The organism is Bacillus sp. AL-1R (assembly GCF_052180195.1).
Lineage (GTDB): Bacteria > Bacillota > Bacilli > Bacillales > Bacillaceae_G > Gottfriedia.
In genome coordinates this window covers 467795-489218 of sequence record NZ_CP197469.1, presented here as the reverse complement: position 1 = coordinate 489218, position 21424 = coordinate 467795, and the positions used below count along the sequence as shown (strand labels likewise).

At 34.4% G+C, this 21424-nt stretch carries 21 protein-coding genes; all 21 read right to left on the bottom strand.

Annotated features, from left to right (window positions below; translation table 11 throughout):
- Positions 1-9: 9 nt before the first annotated feature.
- The 21 genes from ACSBO6_RS02270 to ACSBO6_RS02170 all read right to left on the bottom strand — a co-directional run bounded on the left by ACSBO6_RS02270 (position 10) and on the right by ACSBO6_RS02170 (position 21414).
- The gene (locus tag ACSBO6_RS02270; protein ID WP_498844093.1) at positions 10-1629 is read right to left on the bottom strand and encodes a YceG family protein; all 1620 of its coding nucleotides are present in this window, start codon (positions 1627-1629) and stop codon (positions 10-12) included.
- Between the two features lie 24 nt (positions 1630-1653).
- Positions 1654-1860 carry a helix-turn-helix domain-containing protein gene (locus ACSBO6_RS02265; RefSeq protein ID WP_286138286.1) on the bottom strand — a complete coding sequence of 69 codons (207 nt, stop codon included), beginning with the start codon at positions 1858-1860 and terminating at the stop codon, positions 1654-1656.
- Between the two features lie 234 nt (positions 1861-2094).
- The gene (locus ACSBO6_RS02260) at positions 2095-2673 is read right to left on the bottom strand and encodes a TerD family protein (protein WP_098845647.1); all 579 of its coding nucleotides are present in this window, start codon (positions 2671-2673) and stop codon (positions 2095-2097) included.
- Positions 2674-2707: 34 nt separating this feature from the next.
- Positions 2708-3301: a TerD family protein gene (locus tag ACSBO6_RS02255; RefSeq protein WP_498844092.1), complete on the bottom strand. Its 594-nt coding sequence runs from the start codon at positions 3299-3301 to the stop codon at positions 2708-2710.
- A 288-nt stretch (positions 3302-3589) separates the two neighbouring features.
- Positions 3590-3778, bottom strand: a complete 189-nt coding sequence (locus ACSBO6_RS02250) for a hypothetical protein (RefSeq protein ID WP_098845645.1) — start codon at positions 3776-3778, stop codon at positions 3590-3592.
- Between the two features lie 206 nt (positions 3779-3984).
- Positions 3985-4554, bottom strand: coding sequence for a manganese catalase family protein (locus ACSBO6_RS02245; protein ID WP_498844091.1), 570 nt, complete (start codon positions 4552-4554; stop codon positions 3985-3987).
- 15 nt (positions 4555-4569) lie between these two features.
- Entirely contained in the window at positions 4570-4833 is a 264-nt protein-coding gene (locus ACSBO6_RS02240) for a spore coat protein CotJB (RefSeq protein WP_098845643.1), read from the bottom strand.
- Between the two features lie 2 nt (positions 4834-4835).
- Positions 4836-5042, bottom strand: a complete 207-nt coding sequence (locus tag ACSBO6_RS02235) for a spore coat associated protein CotJA (protein WP_098845704.1) — start codon at positions 5040-5042, stop codon at positions 4836-4838.
- Between the two features lie 109 nt (positions 5043-5151).
- Complete coding sequence (locus ACSBO6_RS02230) at positions 5152-6633, bottom strand: flavin monoamine oxidase family protein (protein ID WP_098845642.1); 1482 nt, start codon at positions 6631-6633, stop codon at positions 5152-5154.
- 245 nt (positions 6634-6878) lie between these two features.
- Positions 6879-7856, bottom strand: a complete 978-nt coding sequence (locus tag ACSBO6_RS02225; protein ID WP_098845641.1) for a ring-cleaving dioxygenase — start codon at positions 7854-7856, stop codon at positions 6879-6881.
- 203 nt (positions 7857-8059) lie between these two features.
- Positions 8060-9793, bottom strand: a complete 1734-nt coding sequence (gene cydC / locus ACSBO6_RS02220; RefSeq protein ID WP_498844642.1) for a thiol reductant ABC exporter subunit CydC — start codon at positions 9791-9793, stop codon at positions 8060-8062.
- Positions 9794-9807: 14 nt separating this feature from the next.
- Complete coding sequence (gene cydD, locus ACSBO6_RS02215) at positions 9808-11508, bottom strand: thiol reductant ABC exporter subunit CydD (RefSeq protein WP_498844090.1); 1701 nt, start codon at positions 11506-11508, stop codon at positions 9808-9810.
- Positions 11508-12521 carry a cytochrome d ubiquinol oxidase subunit II gene (gene cydB / locus ACSBO6_RS02210; RefSeq protein WP_498844089.1) on the bottom strand — a complete coding sequence of 338 codons (1014 nt, stop codon included), beginning with the start codon at positions 12519-12521 and terminating at the stop codon, positions 11508-11510. The genes cydD and cydB overlap by 1 nt, the downstream gene beginning before the upstream one ends.
- Positions 12518-13912 carry a cytochrome ubiquinol oxidase subunit I gene (locus ACSBO6_RS02205; protein ID WP_098845637.1) on the bottom strand — a complete coding sequence of 465 codons (1395 nt, stop codon included), beginning with the start codon at positions 13910-13912 and terminating at the stop codon, positions 12518-12520. The genes cydB and ACSBO6_RS02205 overlap by 4 nt, the downstream gene beginning before the upstream one ends.
- Positions 13913-14278: 366 nt before the next feature.
- Complete coding sequence (locus ACSBO6_RS02200) at positions 14279-14809, bottom strand: chromate transporter (RefSeq protein WP_069034898.1); 531 nt, start codon at positions 14807-14809, stop codon at positions 14279-14281.
- Complete coding sequence (locus tag ACSBO6_RS02195) at positions 14806-15369, bottom strand: chromate transporter (protein WP_098845703.1); 564 nt, start codon at positions 15367-15369, stop codon at positions 14806-14808. Before ACSBO6_RS02195 ends, ACSBO6_RS02200 begins: the two co-directional genes overlap by 4 nt.
- Positions 15370-15384: 15 nt before the next feature.
- Positions 15385-16995: a gamma-glutamyltransferase gene (ggt, locus tag ACSBO6_RS02190; RefSeq protein WP_098845636.1), complete on the bottom strand. Its 1611-nt coding sequence runs from the start codon at positions 16993-16995 to the stop codon at positions 15385-15387.
- Between the two features lie 14 nt (positions 16996-17009).
- Positions 17010-17993 (bottom strand): ABC transporter ATP-binding protein, encoded by a 984-nt coding sequence (locus tag ACSBO6_RS02185; protein ID WP_098845635.1) that lies wholly within the window; start codon positions 17991-17993, stop codon positions 17010-17012.
- Entirely contained in the window at positions 17990-18967 is a 978-nt protein-coding gene (locus ACSBO6_RS02180; RefSeq protein ID WP_498844088.1) for an ABC transporter ATP-binding protein, read from the bottom strand. Before ACSBO6_RS02180 ends, ACSBO6_RS02185 begins: the two co-directional genes overlap by 4 nt.
- Positions 18968-18975: 8 nt before the next feature.
- Positions 18976-20496 (bottom strand): glutathione ABC transporter substrate-binding protein, encoded by a 1521-nt coding sequence (locus ACSBO6_RS02175; protein WP_098845633.1) that lies wholly within the window; start codon positions 20494-20496, stop codon positions 18976-18978.
- Between the two features lie 12 nt (positions 20497-20508).
- Positions 20509-21414, bottom strand: coding sequence for an ABC transporter permease (locus ACSBO6_RS02170; protein WP_286138285.1), 906 nt, complete (start codon positions 21412-21414; stop codon positions 20509-20511).
- Between the last annotated feature and the right edge of the window lie 10 nt (positions 21415-21424).

Below are 21424 nucleotides of genomic sequence, written 5' to 3'. Positions count from 1 at the left end.
GTTCCCCTTTTATTTAACTATTTTTCTAAATAGATTTTTAATTAGTGACTGTCCTGATGGTCGCAACACTTGAAATTCAGTATCGAAAGTAACCTCATCTAACCAATGAGAATCGAAAAATTTTTCATCTACGAATAATTCGATATCATTCTGACCCGTTGGATTAAGTAAAATTAAATCCACGCCAAACTCATTTAATAATAGAAGCAGTGCTGCGTCATTTCTATTTAGTTCACCATCTCTTTCTGTATTATAAATAATTAATTTCGGAACTTGCTGTGTGTAATCAAACTGTTGTAGTAATCTTAATATTTCATTTGGTATATTCATCGATTGGCTAAATAAAAATAACTGTGTCTGATCTTTTGTTTCATTTGGTAACGGTTTAATATTTGCTCGGTCAACATATCTAGATATAGCAGAGGCTAAACCAAACTGTAATCCACTTGGAAGTTCTTTATATCTCCACCAGTTACTTTCCACCATCTTTTCTGGGTCTAGTAGCCCGTCACGCCCTAAAGCATTTTGGTAATGATATTGTTGGTTTCCTTTAACTAATTGTGTAAATGGAAATTTATCTATTTTAAGTGTCAAATTACTTTCAGTTAGTTGGCCAATTTTTTCCCAATAGTCACGGTGATTTTTCGTCACACCTAGAACCTTCATAAAGAAAACAGGTATTTCAACACTATTGTCCTTTACTTGAAAATTAGGACGTAACATTGCTCTTTCTTTATGTAAAATGAATAATTCATCAAAGGTTGTTTTTAACGTAATTGATCGAGGAATATAATTTCTAAATTGCCATGGTTTAAATAATAATGAATCCTCAGTATGCAATAATTGCTCAATTTCCTTCGTCGCTCGATGGGCAACTGTACTTTTCCTAACTGGTTTTTCTGTTGGAAAAGGTACTAAAGATGTCTTTGAAGGTAATCGCTTAATTCCTTCGTTCTTTGTACCTACTAAATGAGATAATGAATCTTTTCCTTCAGGATGAAATATAGCAACATCAAAACCTAAAAGGATTAGTAAGTAAAGAAAATAACTTTCACTTATCGTTGCATCACCATACCACAAAATAAGTGGAGAACTAGTAGGAAATGTCTCAATCCATTTATTTACATGGTTATGTAACCATTTAACGAGATCAACTAAGATCCTTCTAAAATTACTATCTAGGAATCCATTTTTATGTGAATCTTTAAAAGTAGATAAAACAGATTTAATTTGTTCCCGAATATGTCTGTGGATGCTCTGATTTTCGTGCTTCGGAATTAATCGCTCACCTTCAAGGAATGCAATTAGTCTGTTCACTGATAATCCATTTTCAGCATTGTTAATTGTGACTACTCTTTGAACTGCTTGTAACATATCATTCGAAATTGTCTTGTCTAAATCTTCGCTTAATAGAATGACATTTAAAGACTCGTCATGTACTAGTTCATATAAATTTTCAAAATACTCGTCTTCATCGAAGCTTGTTCCTAAAATTCGCCATGCAATTTGATTAAACTGTATAGTTTCCCCTTCTACTTGATAAGATTGTCTTAATTTAGAAGGTTGTTTCAAAATACTCAACCACTCATGTTGATTAATATCCATGGCTACTGGGTTGATCGCAGACATAATAGATACTCCTTTCTGATGTGATTATTTCATTTTTGGTTGTCCAAAAACTGCTAACATACCTTCACGAGTTACTACCCAAGAGGAACCAAATTTACGTATCGAACCGTCTGGAAAATCATTTATTCGTTTCCGTAATGTTGAATCATTGATCCCCCACTCTTCACACGCTTGGCGCGAACTAAGTAAACTTGGATCATTTAAATTTATCGTATTACTTTGTTTATCCAAAATCCCACCCCGAACTTCTAAATAATGCAACATTACATTAGGAAAACATCTTAAACTAAAATTATCATCTAGTACATACTTAGAAACCATTTTCTAAAGATGTACTAAACGATAATAAAGTAGGTTTAGACCGCCCGCCAAATCAACTTTTCGGACTATATCCAAATAGAAAGGGGAAATACATAATAAGCTTTCCCCTTTTGACTATCCACAAACTTTTTTTGCTAAATAAAATTAAGCGTCTAAGCCGTAATCTCTAACTAGTGAGATTAAACCACCTTGGTAGCCGCTACCAATTGCATTGAATTTCCATTCGCCGTTATGACGATATAACTCACCAACTACTACTGAAGTTTCAATTGAGAAATCTTCACCTAAATCATAGCGAATTAATTCTTCACCATTCGTTTCATTTAAAATACGAACATAAGAGTTGCTAACTTGTCCGAAATTTTGGTTACGTGCATCAGCTTCATGAATCGTAATAGCAAATGCGATTCTTTCTACTGAAGCAGGAACGTTTGTTAGGTTAACTGTAATTTGCTCATCGTCACCATCACCAGCGCCAGTTCTGTTATCACCGTGATGTTTAACTGATCCATTTCCACCTACTGTATTGTTATAAAATACGAAATCTTTTTCAGAAGCACATTTGCTAGCTCCATTTAATAAGAATACTGATGAGTCTAAGTCAAAGTCATTACCGCCACTGTACTTGTTAGTATCCCAACCTAATCCAACAACAATATTCGTTAAACCAGGATTTGTTTTCGTTAAATCTACTTTTTGTCCTTTTAATAAATTTACTGTCATTTTAAATACACTCCTTGTCCTTTATGTAAATTATTTATTGAAAACGTTGAACTATTTTATCTAAAGCTATATCTTTTGTTCCCTCTCCAACCGCAGAGAACTTCCACTCCCCATTATGGCGATAAATCTCACCAGGGAATAACGCAGTTAAACCTGAATAATTTTCAGTAATATTGTAGTTTACTAACTCAGAGTTTGCCGACTTATCTACTACACGAATAAATGCGTTTTTAATCATACCGAAATCTTGCTTACGTTGAACACAAGCATAGATATTTACAACAAATACAAGTTTATGTACATAAGATGGAACCTTATTTAAATTAACAAATATTTGCTCATCGTCACCGTTTCCATCACCCGTTAGATTATCTCCAGAATGAACTACGCTACCGCATAAACTTTTTTTGTTTCCAAAATAGATTACATCACTTGCACTTCTTAACTTATCATTTTCATCTAACATTAAAACAGAAGCGTCACAATCAATGTTTTCTTGTTTACCAAATCCGAAAAATCCGCCACTTTTTTTAACCGGATCCCAACCTAAACCTACAATTAAAGAGGAAAGTCCCGCTCTTCCTTTTGTAAGGTCGACTTTTTGACCTTTTTGTAAAGAAATTGCCATATGCTTTTAACACTCCTTACCATGTATTAATCACGTTTGCGTGACTTATAGTTTAATATTATCATATAAATTTTGGAAATACTATTAACATCATAGAGTTTTGTGAAATTTGTTACAATTTCATGTCATAACAAAATTTGGCGAGCTTGTTTTGAGTGACCTGCATATAAATTCTGAAAGCCGCAAACTCTGGAAAGAAGATCGACAACACCGGAAAAAACTTACCTGTATCAGTTTTTATATAGAAATAAAAGTACACTATAGCGGTAGACACTTATGTGCCCATCGCTATAGAGTACTTTTTGTGTTACTTTTTATATTGTTTTTTAAGAGATAACTAAGTACCAAACTTAATCCAACTAATATATATAGAAACACTTTTAGTTCTTTTAACCATTCCACTCCAAAATTACTTGCAACAATACCAACTACACTTGCTACAAATATTATTTCAAGTAATGTAATAAAAAATTTCAAGTAAATTACCTCCTGTTGATTCATATGAATACTTTTATCCATAAATATTTCTTCTAATGTAGGCTTTTGAATATTTACTTCACAAAAATCAACTTCTAATATAATAATAATTTTTCCAATTAATTAGCTGTTACTAAAATAAAAACCTGTTCCCTATACTATAGAAGGAACAGGTTTTAAAAAATTATCATTCAAGTTAAACCAACTTAAAAAATCTTCCGCTGTTGTCGATCCTCTTTCAGAATTTCTACAGCTTCTCTAAATCTCTGTGAATGAACAATTTCACGCTCTCTTAAAAATCTTAAACTATCATTTAAATCAGGGTCATCAGATAGATCAATGATCCATTGATACGTTGCCCTAGCCTTTTCTTCAGCTGCAATATCTTCATATAAATCGGCAATTGGATCACCTTTTGCTTGAATATAGGCAGCAGTAAACGGCACACCGTCTGCATTATGGTAGAACAATGCACTATGATGAGAGGCATAATGAGCATCTAGTCCGGCAGCTTTCATTTGGTCTGGAGTCGCGTCTTTTGTTAGCTTATAGATCATCGTAGCAATCATTTCTAAATGAGCAAATTCTTCTGTTCCAATATCCGTTAAAAGTCCAATAACTTTATCCGGAATAGAATATCGCTGATTTAAGTATCTTAAAGCAGCAGCCAACTCTCCGTCTGCTCCCCCATATTGTTCAACTAAAAATTTGGCAAGCATAGGGTTACAGGTACTCACTTTAACTGGATATTGTAGTTTTTTTTGATAAACCCACATGAATATTCCCTCCTTCTAAACCTGCCATGGCCATGGGCCTTTATGCCAGTTCCAGTTTTGATCTGAATAACTGCCACCAAATTGATATAATGGTCCATATTTTGATTCAAAATTAGCTTCGATTTGTTTTTTATATTGGGCGTATTGATTAAATTGGTGAATTGCATTTTGATCACTTGGATGAGTATCTAAATATAAAGTTAGTTCTACTAGTACAAAATCAACAGCTTGCAGTTCCTCTAAATCTTGATAATATTCTGGAGGAAGTTGCTCAGGCATTTTTAATCCCTCCTTGGTTTATATGGATTCTCGTAATAGTCATAAAACACTTTCCATAAAGTACCTTTTTTCAATGCCTCTTTGTAAGAAAATTGCTCTAGTCCTGGTGGCTGAAATCCTAAATACAAATGTGGTGGTGTAGAGTAATATTTTGTACCAATTGGTGGACAAGGGTCATTTGGGCCATGAAAAACATTCCATGTTTTCACAGGGGTAAATTGTAGTCCTTGATTATTTTCGTTCAAACTGATCACTCCCTCAAATAAAAAGACATCCACTATTTTCACTATATTCAACGGAAATTTAAAAAATGAATTTTTATCGTTCTACGATGGTTCGGTTATTTACTTCAAATGCTGATCGAATGCCAGATTCGATTGCGCCTTCAATCCATGCAGGTGCAGTTGATGTATGTTCACCGGCAAAATGCACTCGCCCCTCAGGAGTGGAAATATAAGGTGTCAACTCTCTATTTTGTTCTGGTTTGAACATAGAAAATGCACCTCCAGAGTATGGATAAAGAGCCCAACTATGTGTGTAACCAGTAATAAATTCTGTATAAACTTGATTACCATGGATTATGGCCAAATTACTTAATGCATTCATTATCCGATCATTTTCAGACATACTATCCCAAATCAATGCATCATCTTCCCAAGTATAACTAGCTAAAACAATTCCCGATCCATTTTTACCATTATGATTACTAGGATAATATGCAAACCGGATTGGTAAATCTGTGGTTAATTTCCCACCTAATGTACCATCTTTCTCCCAAAATCTAGTTTTAAACTGAAGTCCAATTTTAGTAGAAGGAACATAGTGTAATTCTCGTATAGCTTTCCATTTATCATAAGAAAATGAATTTCGTGGAACCACTTCTATGAAGTTTAATAACGAAAACGGGATAGTAATAATGGCATAGTCTGCAGTCGTTTGATAAGGCAGATGGCTTGTATAATGATCTGAGTGAATCGTTACTTGATTATTTTCTTGGACGATTTTATTCATTTTTTGTCCAAAGAATAAATTATCCTTCAATTGTGCCAAAAACTTTTTAGGTAGTTGATCATTCCCACCGGTAATCTCATAAAACTTAATTTCTTTTGAAAATAACACAATGAACTCTCTTAATATTGCAGTAAAGGCAAGTTCAGGAAATCCTTCCATCCCTTGAAGTACTTTTACTTCCTCTATCGCACCAGGTGATAAAGGTGTACCGATTGGGTTGTATCTTAAGAATGAATCCATTGAATGATGATCATAATTTTTAATAACGGTTTTCCAATTTTCATAAGGGTCTTGTTTAATAAAATCCATTGTGGACTTTAGCGACCTTTCAATTAACTGATCGACATTCACCCCTTTTTCATTTTCTGCTACACGATAACCTAATATATCAGGGTTTTGTTCATATTGCTTTTGTGTTGTCTTTACCCCGTTAACAAAAATAAGATCCTCTGACTTCCCATTTATAAATTCGTTGATCTTTAAATTAAATTTTCGAATATATTCAAGTACCAGCTTGTGATCAGAAGCAATACGCATTGCTCCCAATTCCAAGTATTGTTCATTAATAAAAGGTGCTCTTTTCGTAAAAATTCGTCCACCTACACGACCATTTGCTTCTAAAATCGTCACCTCATGTCCAGCTTCCTTTAATAAAGAACCTGCCACTAATCCCGAAATTCCCGCTCCTACTATAACAATCTTTTTCGAATTATTTGTCCTCTCTAGTCCATTTTGTATTAAAGTAACCATTTCATCCTTCGATAAATGCCTACTAGATGTACTACTCATGCTCTCTCTCCTAAAAAGTTATTTTAGTTCATAAGATTTTTATTCAGTGAAATATTTCATTAGAATAACAAATTGTTTTATGCATTAAATTTTTTAGGTAATTTTTATCAGTTTGTTTAATGATTAGTTAATAAAACTCACTACCAGTAAGTGGTGAATTCACTTCTTTTTTAGAGCTTCCAGTAGGCGAGGAAGAAACAAAACAACACTCACTAAAATCGTGAGTGTTGTCTTTCAATAAAGTTCTATTCTTTTATAAATTCCTTCGTACTTCTAACAGTATCAATGTGACGAACCATGCCTTCAATTTCATCACGTTTTGGTTCTAAGAACGGTGGTAATGATAGTTTTTCACCAAGTGTTTCATAAGGTTCGTCACCCATAAATCCAGGTCCATCAGTCGCAAATTCGAATAAGATTTGTGGAGCAACTCTTGCATATAACGATTCAAAGAAATGACGATCTACATAGCCAGAGTTTGGTAAACGGAACGAGTCTAGTCGTTTAATCCATTCTTTTAATACAGAAGTATCTTCTACTCGGAAAGCAACGTGGTGAACTGTACCAAATCCTTGGAAGCTTTGAGGTAATATTTCATTATGCTCCGCAATGATTTGAGCTCCGTTTCCACCTTCGCCGACTTCGAATAAGTGGAATGAACCTTCTTTATCAATCTCTTTAAATAAAAGTACTTTTTCAATTACTTCTTTAAAAAATTCGAAATTAGCTACGCGAATAAATATTGGTCCTAATCCTGTAATTGCGTATTCTAATGGGATTGGTCCTTTTTGCCATGGTGTACCTGAAGCAATTCCTTTATTATGCTCATCTGAAATTAATTGATATTGCTGGTCGTCGAAATCAACAAATGATAATGTTTTTTTACCAAATTGTGTTTTTATTCCTGTGTGCTTTACTTCTAATCTGTCAAAACGCTTCACCCAATAGTCTAATGCTGCATCAGTTGGTACACGGAAGGATGTTTTTGAAATTTCATTTGTTCCATGTACTCCTTTTGGAATTCCAGGGAAATCGAAAAATGTCATGTCCGTTCCGGCACTTCCCTTATCGTCCGCAAAGAATAAATGGTAAGTTTGAATATCATCTTGATTGACCGTTTTCTTTACTAAACGCATCCCTAAAACATATGTGAAAAATTCATAGTTTTTTTCTGCACTACTAGTTATTGCTGTTACATGATGGATCCCCTTTAAGCCGTTCATATTAATTCCTCCATATCATTTATTTATCTATATACGCTTTTATATTTTGTGAATCTTTTGCTTAAGAATACTGAAAAAATTTATTTTGAATTCAAGATATCTCGAATTCGAGATAAATATATCATGTAAATCATATTCCGTCAAATTGAATTTTATAAGTAAAAAGACTCTAGCAAATTAGCCAGAGTCTTTCTGTTTAACATCTATTCATTTACTCTAAATGGTCGATCTAATTCAAAAAGATTGCGATATCTGCCCTCGTTTTTGAACAGTTCTTCATGTGTGCCTTTCATAGCAATTTTTCCTTTGTCTAAGAAGAGAATTTGATCCGCCATTTCAGCGCCAATTAAATGGTGTGTGATCCATAATACTGTCTTTCCTTCTAATACTTTAAAGATCGTATGAAGTAGTTTTCGTTTTGTTATTGAGTCTAATCCGACAGTGGGTTCATCTAGTATAACAATTGGTGTGTTTTGAAGAAGTATTCTAGCTAAAGCAATTCTTTGTCGTTCACCACCAGAGAATCTTACACCGGTTTCTTGCATAGGTGTATGATAGCCTTCTGGAAGTGAGGAGATATAGTCATGCATTTCTACCATCTTTGTAACCTCTATTACCTCTTCATCACTTGCTTTTGGATTTCCTAAACGAATATTATTTATAACCGTTGTATCAAATAAATATGGCTTTTGATTTAGGACTGATACAACTTTCGAAATATTGTCCCCAAAAGCAATACTCTCAATTTTATTTATTTTAACATTTCCATTTGTAGGAGTTTCTACACCTTCAATTAGCTTAAGAATAGTCGATTTTCCTGATCCACTCGGTCCTAATAAAGCAGTTTTTTTGTTTTCTTTAATTGTAAAAGATACATTATTTAAGATCGTTTCGTTTTCCGAGTAATGGAAAGATACATTTTCAAACTCGATTTGTCGATAATCTTCAATATCTCCTTCAATAATAGGTGTTTGCTGATCACGACTCACTTCTTTAATTCCTTCTAAACGATTGATTGAATCAGTATATAAAGGAACACTTCCAAGTGAATTTGAAAGTGGAATGAAAGCTTCAGTTAAAGGAAATAAAACTAAAACAAATGCTGCGATAAATGTTCTTGGAATTTCTCCAGCTATACTTTCATTCCCTGTCCAATATAGCATCATTAAAACTAAAATTGCTACAATACATTGAGCAATTAAATCACGACGTCTTCTAAATCTTTTTTCCTTGTTTTGTATGTTTCTTAGCGATTCATCCATTTCTCGGTAATTTTCAATAAAACTATTTTGTTTACCACTAAACAGCCAATCACTAATACCCATAACAGCATCAGTTAAATTTTCATATAAATGACTTTTTTCCTTTTTTATTTGGTAAGTACGCGCTTTTTCAACTAATAATGAAACATACGGTAGAACGCCTATTAAAACAAAGGAAATGACTGCTGTTAGTATTGCAAATGGAATGGAAAAGAATCCAAGTGCTACTACTGATATAAAATAGATAAACAATGCCGCAATTCCAGGGAAAATAGTTTTTAAATAAATATCCTGTAAATATTCAATGTCATTTGCTAAAAGACCTAGAATATCTCCTGTTTTAAATTTCGAATTGATCGTAAGTGCATACGGTTCTAGATTACTAAATAATCTGGTTCTCATTTTAGATAAGATTTTTAATATTGTGTTGTGACCGACTAATCTTTCAACATACTTAGAAGCTGACCTTAAAATACCAAAAGTACGTACAGCAACGATTGGTACATAAATCATTAAAATATTTTCAGGTCTTGTTGCTGCTTTAGAGATTAAGTAGCCGGAAGTGTACATAAGAGAAGCCGCTGCAAATATAGTCAATGAACTTAAAAAAATCACGACTAGAAACAAACGACGATTTTCTTTTATATATGGTAAAATCCATCCATTTTTATTCAACATATATTAACCTTCTAACTGTGAATTAATCGATAATAATGACCTTTTTTCATTAATAATTCTTCATGGGTACCAACTTCAATGATGCTACCTTCATTCATTACAATAATCTGGTCCATTTCTTTCATCCAATGTAAGCGATGAGTAGCCAAAAATACTAATTTACCAGAAAATAGCTGAAGCATTGTTTGTTTTAATTCAAACTCAGTTTCAATATCAAGATGACTAGTAGGTTCGTCTAACAAAAGAATCGGACGATTTTCAAGATATGCTCTAGCAAGAGCGACACGTTGACTTTGCCCGCCACTTAAAGCCCTGCCACCTTCACCTATTTTTTCATTTAATCCTTTTGGTAATTCTTCGATCAAAGAAGTTAACCCAGCTTTAACAGCTGCATTTTCAATTTCTTCTGTAGTAGCATTCGGTTTATAGAAGCTTATATTATCGTTTAATGATTTTGAGAAAATATAAGGACTTTGTGGAATATAGATTAACTGTTTATGCCAATCTTCTATTTGCAAATGTGATATCTCTTCACCAGAAATTTGAATAGTACCATTTGCTGGCTCTAAAAATCCACCTATTAAATCAATAAGCGTCGACTTACCAGATCCACTTTCTCCAACAATCCCAATTTTTTGAAACCCTTTTATATTCATATTTATATTTTTTAGTATCATTTGACCGTCTTTTTCGGGTTTTACTGATACATTTTTTAAATGAATTTCGCTATCATGATTCCAATCTGATATAGGAGCACTTTGAACCTTAAATTCTTGCTGATCTAAAATATCTTGCATTGCTTTTCCGGCTTCTTGACCGTTTAATGTAGCATGATAATCAGCTCCAACTTCACGAACTGGTAAAAAATATTCAGGAGCTAAAATTAAAATTGTTAATGCTGGGCCTAATAAAATTACTCCATCAATCAAACGAAGTCCTAAAAAGACGGCAACTGTAGCGATTGATAGCATTGTGAATAAATCGAGTGCAAATGATGATAAAAAAGCTACTTTTAATGTGCCCATCGTTGCTTCTCTGTATCTTTCACTTACACTTTCTATTTTTTTTATATGTTTTCTACTTAACCCAAGGAATTTTAATGTTTCTAGACCCCGTAATGAATCAGTAAAATGGTTCGATAATATACGGTAAACCTTCCATTGTTTATTTGATTTCTTTTTAGCTGCCAAACCTAGTAAAATCATAAAAATAATAATGATTGGAAATGTTACGATTAGTATAAGTGCAGAAACTTTATCAATAAAGAATAGATAAATCACGATTACTGGTGAGACAATTGCTAAGTTAATCATTTTCAATGGAACGATTTCTAAATAATTTCTTAGTTGTGTAGTTCCTTCCATAATAAGCGTTACAATATTTCCTGTTCCTGATTTCCTCGCAAATCTAGGTCCTAGTTTAAAAAGCTTTTCTAAAACTTTCATTTTCATTTCGGATGAAGCAATGTCTGCAAAATGCTCTGAACATTTCTGCTTTATAGTTGATATAAGATAACGACAAATAAACGCTGTGATGAAGAAAATAGTAGCGTATAAAATATCGCTACTATTTTTTCCATTGAACAATCTGACAATAGCTTGTGAAAGCATATATGCCTGAATAATAATTGCCGTTACTTGTATAATTGTTAAAAAAGATAGGATCATTAATAAACGATTTATCCCTTTATATTTAATAAGATCTTTTCCCATTAATAAGTCAAATCCTTCTCATCCACTCTTTTTCTAAATACATAATAACTCCAAATTTGGTAACCTAGTACGAATGGTAATAATGTACATGCAACGATTGTCATTATTTTTAACGAATAAGGACCAGATGAAGCATTATAAACAGTTAGGTCATACGTACTTTTGATTGAACTAATCATGACTCTTGGGAACAGTGAAGTAAACGTTGTCCCGACTGTTAGTACAATACCTAGGCCTGTCATAGTAAATGACCAGCCATCTTTTTTCTTAAAAATGAATATTGTAGCGAGAACATAACTTACTACGATTAATAAAATTAGTGGAATTGTTATTTGTGCTTTTACTTTAAACATATCTGTTTCAAAATAAGCCATACCAGTGAAGGCCACTAAGAATAAGAATACTGGCATGATTACCATACGTGCTAGAGAACGTGCACGGTTTCTTAATTCTCCAACCGTTTTTAATGTTAAAAACATTAATCCGTGTAAGAGACACAGTAATGTCACTGTTACGCCCCCAACTACTGTAAACAAATTGACGTAATCTGTAAAACCAGCAGAAATATTCATATTTTGATCAATTGGCATTCCTCTAAGAATACTTGAGAATAGTACACCGAATAAAAATGGTGGTAATAAACTTCCGAAGAAAATGACCCAATCCCAAGCTTTTGCCCATTTAGCTTTTTCAACTTTTCCTCTAAACTCAAAAGCTACACCACGGCCGATTAAAGCCATTAATACAAATACAAATGGAATATAGTATCCGCTAAACATCGTTGCATACCAATTTGGAAAGGCTGCAAAAATTGCACCACCTGCTGTTAATAACCACACTTCATTAGCATCCCAAAACGGTCCAATTGTGTTTATTAAAATTCTTCTTTCGGTATCATTCTTAGCTAGTAGCTTTGTAGATATACCTACACCAAAGTCAAAGCCTTCTAAGAAGAAGAATCCGATAAATAAAACTGCTACAAGTAAAAACCATAATTCATTTAACTCAATCATACGATAGTAGCCTCCCTTTCAAACGGATCGACCGTAGGAACTTCTTTTGTCTCAACATGGTGTGTTCCTTTTTTAATTTCTTTCACAAACAAGTAAACTAAAACAACTGCTAAAATGGCATACATTGTTGTAAAAGTTGTGATTGAAAAAATGAGTGATCCTTTTGAAACATTTGGTGATACAGATGCAGCAGTAGTCATTAAACCGAATACTGTCCATGGTTGGCGACCTATTTCCGTCATAACCCATCCAGCTGTATTTGCAATAAATGGTAAAGAAATTAGTAAAATTGATGCCTTTAAGAATAGGTTTTTTGATTCTAATTTTTTTCGATAACTAAAATATAAACCTAGCATCGACATTAAAATCATAACCATTCCTGCTCCTGCCATAATTCTAAAGCTCCAGAACGTTGTATTAACTGGTGGAATATAATTTCCGGGACCATATAATTTTTCATATTGTTTTTGTAATGTATTCATTCCTGGTACTTTACCTTCAAACTTCTCATAAGCTAGATAACTTAATAAATATGGTACTTCTACCTCGTATTTATTTTCTTTCTTTTTCGAATCAATCAGACCAAAGACCATCCAGCTTGCAGGGTCTCCGCTATCATCCCATAACCCTTCACTTGCAGCCATTTTCATAGGCTGTGTTTTCATTAAATGCTTCGCTTGAGAATGTCCGCTAAATGCAATACCAATTCCTGCAATTAGCGCGAACACCATTGCGAGATTAAATGCTTTTTTAAATAATTCTATTTCTTGTTTTTTTAAGATTTTATACGCACTTACACCAGCAACAAATAATGCTCCTGTTGCTAATGCTCCAGCAATTGTGTGAGGAAACTCAACTTTAAGTTGTGGATTTGTTATGATTGCTAAGAAGTCGGTCATTTCTGCACGACCATTTTTAATCGCAAATCCTACTGGCTCCTGCATAAAAGAATTCGCTGCTAAAATCCAAAACGCAGACATTAACGTACCGAAAGCAACTAACCAAATACACATTAAATGAATTTTTTTATTAAGTCTTTCCCAACCAAATATCCAAATTCCTAAAAATGTAGATTCCATAAAAAATGCTAAAAGTGCCTCAATTGCAAGCGGCGCACCAAATACATCCCCTACAAAACGGGAATATTCAGACCAGTTCATCCCAAATTGAAACTCTTGAATAATACCTGTCACAACACCAACTGCAAAATTAATTAAAAATAAGTGCCCAAAGAATTTTGTTAACTTTTTATATTCCTCTTTGTTTCGAAAAACATACAACGTTTCCATCATTGCTACCATAAATACTAAACCTATTGAAAGTGGAACAAATAAAAAATGGAAAATTGTAGTAGAACCAAACTGTATTCTTGCAAGCTCTAACACACTCACAGTACATCCCCCTTAGGATAAAAATCATTTCAAAAAAAATTCCATTAAGCTCGAGCAAAACTTTGAATATTTTTTCACAAATAATTCATTAAGTAAATTTCAGAGAACCATTCAGTGGTATCTCTTGTTACTTCTAGTTTACTTTTCCAAAGGGGTTTTTGACTTCATCTTTTTTGTCTAAATCGTGTCTATAAATTGTCTATTTTGTGACAGAATTCACATTCACTGTTAAAAGTGCTTTTTTATGATAAAAAAGCCGCCACTTTTTTACTCCTTAACTTTGAGCTTTAAAAAAACATTATTGAAGCAACCCTATATTGGCATTGCTTCAATAATGTTCGAATAAAACAATCAGTTGTTCATTATTTAAGATAAAAATACTGCACCGTAAACAAGAGCCCCACCAATTACATATGCGGGATGAATTTTCCAACGTTCTAGAAATAATAAAGAAAGGACGCTAATAATAATTGTTTGCGTTACACCTACCCCATTATATGAATCGTTAAAAAAGTCAAAGGCCATAATGCCGAGTAAAACGGCGATTAAAGGCCTAACTAATGATGTCATCTTTTTGACTTTTGGTGAATTTTTATGCTTCATTAATATACTTAATAAAGCAATCATCAAGATTAGAGAGGGTGCGATTGAAGCGAATAGTCCTACAAAGGAACCAAATACACCTCCCTCAACATATCCGATATATCCGGCCATCTTTGTTGCAATCGGACCCGGAAGCGCATTTCCTAATGCAAGTACGTTACTAAATTCAACTGAAGTTAACCATCCGTATTTATCAACGACTTCATTCTCAATAAGAGGAATCGAAGCTGGTCCTCCTCCGTATCCGAAAATGCCTGGTAAGAAAAATGCTAAAAATATTTTCCAATAAATCATGAAGCCTTCACCTTCTTCTTCTTTTCGTTTTTACTTTTTGAGAAAAAGGCATATCCGACTAAGCATCCAATTAAGATAGCAGGATGTATATTTAATAAATATAAAAGGATAAAACTAGCAACCACGATCAAGCTAGTGATTTTCCAGCCAAGAGATTCCTTCGATTTCTCAATAAACTCCCATGTTAAAGTTGCTAACATTACTCCTACTACTGGCACAACTGCATTCGACATGCCTTGTACCCAAGCAACACCTTTAAAGTGATTTAGTGTTGATAATAGAAGTAAAAGTAGGAATACAGTCGGTAGTGTTGTTGCGATAATGGCATTTAGCATACCTACTACGCCACCTGTTCTCCATCCTACATATCCTGCAAGCTTTGTTGCAATTGGTCCTGGAAGAGCATTTGCGATTGCTAGTACATCTGAAAAGTCATCTTTACTTAACCATTTATACTTGTCCACAACTTCTGTATGGATTAGTGGTATAGAAGAAGGACCTCCTCCGTATCCTAGCATTCCTACTCTAAAAAAAGCTAAAAAAAGTTTCCATTGATTTATCATCGAATCATCCCTTTACCAAACTGCAATTGCGCCATCTGTTCTAGATTCAGTTCCTCCCATTAGTACTCCGGTTCTAGGATCACGCCATATAATTTGGCCCCTTCCGAAACTGCCACAATCTGTAGCCACTTGAATTTGATGGCCTTTTCTCGCAAGTGCTTGGGCAAGGTGATTTGGAAAATGAGGTTCCACGACCACTTTTTTACCTTCCATCCACTGCCATCTAGGTGCATCTAATGCACTTTGAGGATTTAAGTGAAAATCCACTGTATTCATGACAACTTGTGCATGACCTTGTGGCTGCATATATCCTCCCATTACGCCAAATGGACCTACTGCTTCACCATCTTTTGTTAAAAACCCTGGGATTATTGTGTGATATGTTCTTTTACCAGGCTTAAGTGCATTAGGATGCTCCGGATTTAAAGTAAAGTCATGTCCTCTATTTTGAAGAGCTATTCCTGTATCAGGAATGACAATCCCAGAACCAAATCCCATATAGTTACTTTGAATAAAGGAAACCATATTCCCTTCACCATCAGCAGTCGCTAAATAAACTGTGCCACCTTTTGGAGGTGTATAGTTTTCTGGTTCTATTGCTTTTTCACAAATTAATTCTCGACGTGACGCGGCATATTCTTCTGATAGTAGCTCATCTACATTCATATCCATATGCTCAGAATCCGTAATAAAAGCTTTTCCATCAGTAAATGCTAGTTTCATAGCCTCTATTTGCTTATGATATGTATCGACATCATCTTTTGTAGAAAAATTAAAACCTTTAGCAATGTTTAATGCCATTAATGCTACCAAACCTTGCCCATTAGGTGGAATTTCCCAAACATCGTATCCACGATAATTTGTCGAGATTGGGTTAACCCATTCTACTTTATATTCACTTAAGTCCTCTGAACTAAGGTATCCGTTATGTTCTTTCATAAAGGAAACAATTTTTTCTGCTAATCTACCACGATAAAAACTCTCAGCATTTGTTGCACCGATTTCACGTAACGTTTCTGCATGTGCTTTAGATGACCATAATTCGCCAATCTCAGGTGCACGATCATTTGGAGCGAATGTTTTAAACCACTCATCAAATTCTGGTGATGTAAATTGTTTTTTAAACTTTTCATATGCTATATTCCAAAACTTCCCTAAAATTGGCGAGAGTGGGAAGCCATCTTCTGCAAGCGTAATAGCTGGTTGTAAAACCTCTTGTAATGGTAATTTACCAAAACGTTTTGATAATGCAGCCCATGCAGCAGGCACTCCAGGCACTGTAACTGGAATAACCCCATGCGTCGGCATTTTCTCTAGTCCTTGTTCCTTTAACTTTTCAATCGATATTGATTTTGGAGCAGGACCACTACCGTTTAAACCATGTAGTTCCCCATTTACCCAAACTAGTGCAAAGGCGTCTCCACCAATACCGTTTGAAGTAGGTTCGACTACTGTTAATGCAGCCGCTGTGGCAATTGCAGCATCGATTGCGTTACCACCTTTTTTTAATATATCTAACCCCGCTTGTGCCGCTAAAGGTTGTGAAGTAGCTACCATACCATTTTTACCAAATGTCGTATGGCGTTGTGCTGAATATGGATTATTTAAATGATCAAACTGCATCTGTTTCCTCTCCTTTAAGCATCTACATGGTGACATGCAACAAAATGATTTTCTTCAATTTCTTTCCACTCAGGTTTTACTTGTCCACAAAGTTCAGTTGCTAGTGGACAACGTGTACGGAATGTACAACCTGATGGTGGGTTAGCTGGATTTGGAATTTCACCTGTCAAACGAATTTTCTCAGGTCTCTTTCCTACCTTTGGGCGAGGAATCGCAGATAGTAGCGCCTTAGTATAAGGATGTAGTGGGTTATTATATAGCTTGTCAGCAGGAGCTAACTCAACTGTATTACCTAAATACATTACTAAAACTCGATCACAGAAATATCGTACGACTCCTAAATCATGAGAGATAAATAAATAAGTTAAGTTATATTTTGCTTGTAATGATTTTAATAGTTTAAGTACTTGTGCTTGTACAGATACATCTAGTGCTGACACTGCCTCGTCACATATAATTAACGATGGGTTAAGGGCTATCGCTCGTGCAATTCCGATCCGTTGACGTTGTCCACCACTAAATTCATGGGGATATCGATCATAGTGATCTTCGTTTAAGCCTACCTCACGAAGCAAGCCGATTACCTTTTCTTTTCGCTCTTGTTTTGATAGATTCGTATGGATAACAAATACCTCTTCCAACGCATCTCCAATTCGTTGTCTCGGATTTAATGATGCATACGGGTCCTGGAAAATCATTTGCATTTGTTTCTTAAAATCATTTCGATTCTTATTCGATAAATGTTGGATTTCTGTCTCTTTAAAAAATACTTTTCCGTCAGTAATATCTTCAAGACCTAAAATCGTTTTTCCCAATGTAGATTTACCGCAACCTGATTCACCTACAACTCCTAAGCTTTCACCTTCTAATAATGTTAAACTTACTTCTTCAACTGCTTTTACATGGCCTTGAACTTTTTTTAGTAAGCCTCCACGAATCGGATAATATTTTTTAACATTTCGAAGCTCTAATAAAGTTTTACTTTTTGTTAGAGTCATATAGAATCCTCCTCACTCAGCCAACATTTAACTGTGTGACCGTCCATTATTGTAAATTCCTTTGGAACTTCCACTTTGCAACGTGCTAATGCATGTTGACAACGTGGATGGAAACGGCAGCCAGTTATTTGTTCGTTTAAGCTCGGTGTCGAGCCTGGGATTGCTTCTAATTCAAAATCAGGATCATCTACATTTGGTACAGAGCTTAATAATCCTCTAGTATATGGATGACTTGGACGATTGAAAATCTCTTCAACTGGACCTTCCTCAATTTTTTCTCCTGCATACATGACCATTACTTTATCGGCAATTTCAGCTACAACCCCCATATCATGCGTAACCATAATGACACCCATTCCAAGCTGTTCTTGTAAATCATGGATTAAATCTAATATTTGAGATTGTATCGTAACATCAAGTGCGGTCGTCGGCTCATCTGCAATTAAGAGTCCAGGTGTACAGGCTAATGAAATAGCAATCATAACCCTTTGCCTCATTCCACCACTTAACTCATGGGGATATTGAGTCATTCTTTTTTCTGGATATGGTATTCCTACTTGTTTTAAGAGTTCAATTCCCTTTTGATTTGCCTCTTGTTTAGAAAGCTTCTGGTGGATCATAAGTGGCTCACGTAGCTGATAACCAATTGTGATTACAGGGTTTAACGCAGTCATCGGCTCTTGAAAAATCATCGATATTTTATTGCCTCTTATTTTTCTTAATTCATCAGTTGTTAACTTAGTTAAATCAGTTCCTTCTAATTGAATTGAACCGCTTTTTATTGAACCATTACTTGGCAATAATCCCATAATAGATAATGAAGTAATACTTTTTCCGCAACCCGATTCGCCAACTATACATAAAGTTTCACTTTTATTAACTGAAAAGGATACGTTTCGAACAGCTGGGATTTCTCCATCAGCTGTTTGAAACGTTGTTACTAAATTATTTACAGATAGAAGCTCTGTTGACATACTATTACCTACTCTCTGTGTACGTTGTATAATGACCATTGGCCAGTAGGATCAATTTCAATGCCTTTCACCGATTGATCAACTGCAGATGTTACTACACCTTGATTCATAACGATTACAGGAGCATCTTTTACTAATAATTCATTTGCTTGTTTTAGTTTTTCTTTTCGGGCATTTTGGTCAATTGTTTGACGAGATTCATTAACTAACTGATCAAATTGCTTATTACTATATGAAATTCGGTTTGACGACCCAACATTGTCAGAGTGGAAGTTTGGATACAATAATTCACTACCATCAGCTGTACTGTTTGCCCATCCTAGGAATGTTACATCGTATTGACCTTTTGTTGCTGCATCTAAGAAAGTTCCCCATTCCATCGTTTCAAGCTTAACTTTTAGGCCAATTTCCGTCATTTGAGATTGAGCAATTTCAGCCATTTTCATGTACATATCTCGATTTGGTACTAGCATTTTTACTTCTTTTCCTTCAAAGCCGTTATCTTTAATCAGTTTTTTAGCTTTTTCCAAATCATAAGAATAACCAGCCTTTTCTTCAGATTGATCATATCCGAAAACTTTTGGTCCAATTACACTATTACCTTCAATACCTAATCCGTTTAACTGATTAATATATGCTTTACGATCTAATCCATAAGCAACTGCTTGACGGAATGCTAATTTATTCATTGGAGCCTTTTTCATGTTAAATCCTAAATAATAAACAGGTGTTCCCTCTTCCTTTGTTACTTTCACATTTTTAATTGCTTCTAGACGTTTCACTTGTTCAGCTGGAAGAGCATCAATAAATTGTACTTTTCCTGTTTGTAACATTGAAATAGCTGTTGAAACTTCAGGTACTACTTTAAAAGTAACTTTTTTCAATTTAGGTGCACTATTCCAATAATCTTTGTTTGCTTCAAGAACGATTTGGTCACCAGGTGTCCAGCTAACAAACTTAAATGGCCCAGTTCCTACAGGCGTTTTCATTAAATCACTATTTTTATCTGCTTCAGGGCTTACAATTGAAGCAGCGGTATGAGCAAGTGCAGCTAAAAGTGGTCCATATGGATATTTCGTTTTAATTTCTACTTTATAATCATCAATTACATTAACTGATTCAATTGGTTCTAATAATGAAGCACGTGGAGCGGCAGTTTTTGGATCACGGAATTTATCAAATGTGTATTTTACTGCTTCTGCGTTAAAATCTGTTCCGTCTTGAAATTTAACCCCTTTTTTTAATGTAATTTCCCAAGTCTTATTATCTGGATTCGTATAAGATTCGGCTAATAAAGGTTCGATTTTCATTGTTTTAGGATTTCTTTTAAATAAAGTTTCATAAACTTGCATGATGACATTAGCTGATACAGAATCATTCGTTAAGATTGGTGATAAACCTACTGCATCTGATGTTGAAGCATATGTAAGTTCTTGCGAAACATTAGCGCTATTTGATCCAGTTGTTTTACTAGAACATCCAGCAAGAAGAAGAATTGCACTAAGTACGATAACCATCCATTTTTTCATTTACCCATCTCCTCAATCATTAATATTCATATTTGGATCTAAAGCATCTCTTAATCCATCACCTACGACATTAAAAGAGAAAACAATCAACATAATTGCGATCCCTGGTACGATTGTCATATGTGGGGAAGAAAACATATAATCTTGCCCTTGAGAAATCATTGACCCCCATTCGGCCGTTGGAGGTTGTGCACCAAGACCTAAATAACTTAGTGATGCAGTTGATAAAATAGCAGTCGCCATTCTCATTGTGGCAAAAACAATGATTGGTGCCATACAGTTTGGTAAAATGTGCTTCACCATAATTCGTAAATTACTCGCACCTAAAGTCCTCATTGCATGTATGTATTCTTGCTTCTTAATCGATAAAACCGAACCTCGAACAATTCTTGCACATGAAGGAATGGACCAAATACTAATCGCAACTGCTACATTCACTAAACTTGTCCCAAGAATTGCGATAATTAGCATGGCTAAGAGAATTCCTGGAAAAGCAAATAATAAATCTACTATTCTCATAAGCAAGCCATCTAGTTTAGAAAAATAACCAGCTAGCATACCTATTGTAATACCACCAATTAAACCAAGAATCACTGCACTGAATCCAACAACGAGTGATACTCTAGATCCGAATACAATTCGGCTCCACATATCCCGACCATAATTATCTGTACCTAACCAATGTCCGCTTGAGAATATTGGTAGTTCTGTTGAAGCTAAATTTTGTTTAATCGGATCATGTATCGTAATAAGAGGTGCAAATATTGCCATTAAAACTTGTAAAACAATAATGATTAATCCAAAAACTGCTAATCTATTTTTGATTAAACGTTTGAATGTTTGAACGATAAATTTTTCCTTCTTTTTTGTACTAGCTTGCTTTGCACTTATGTTATTAAGGACTACTTCTGTAGACAAAATCCTTCCT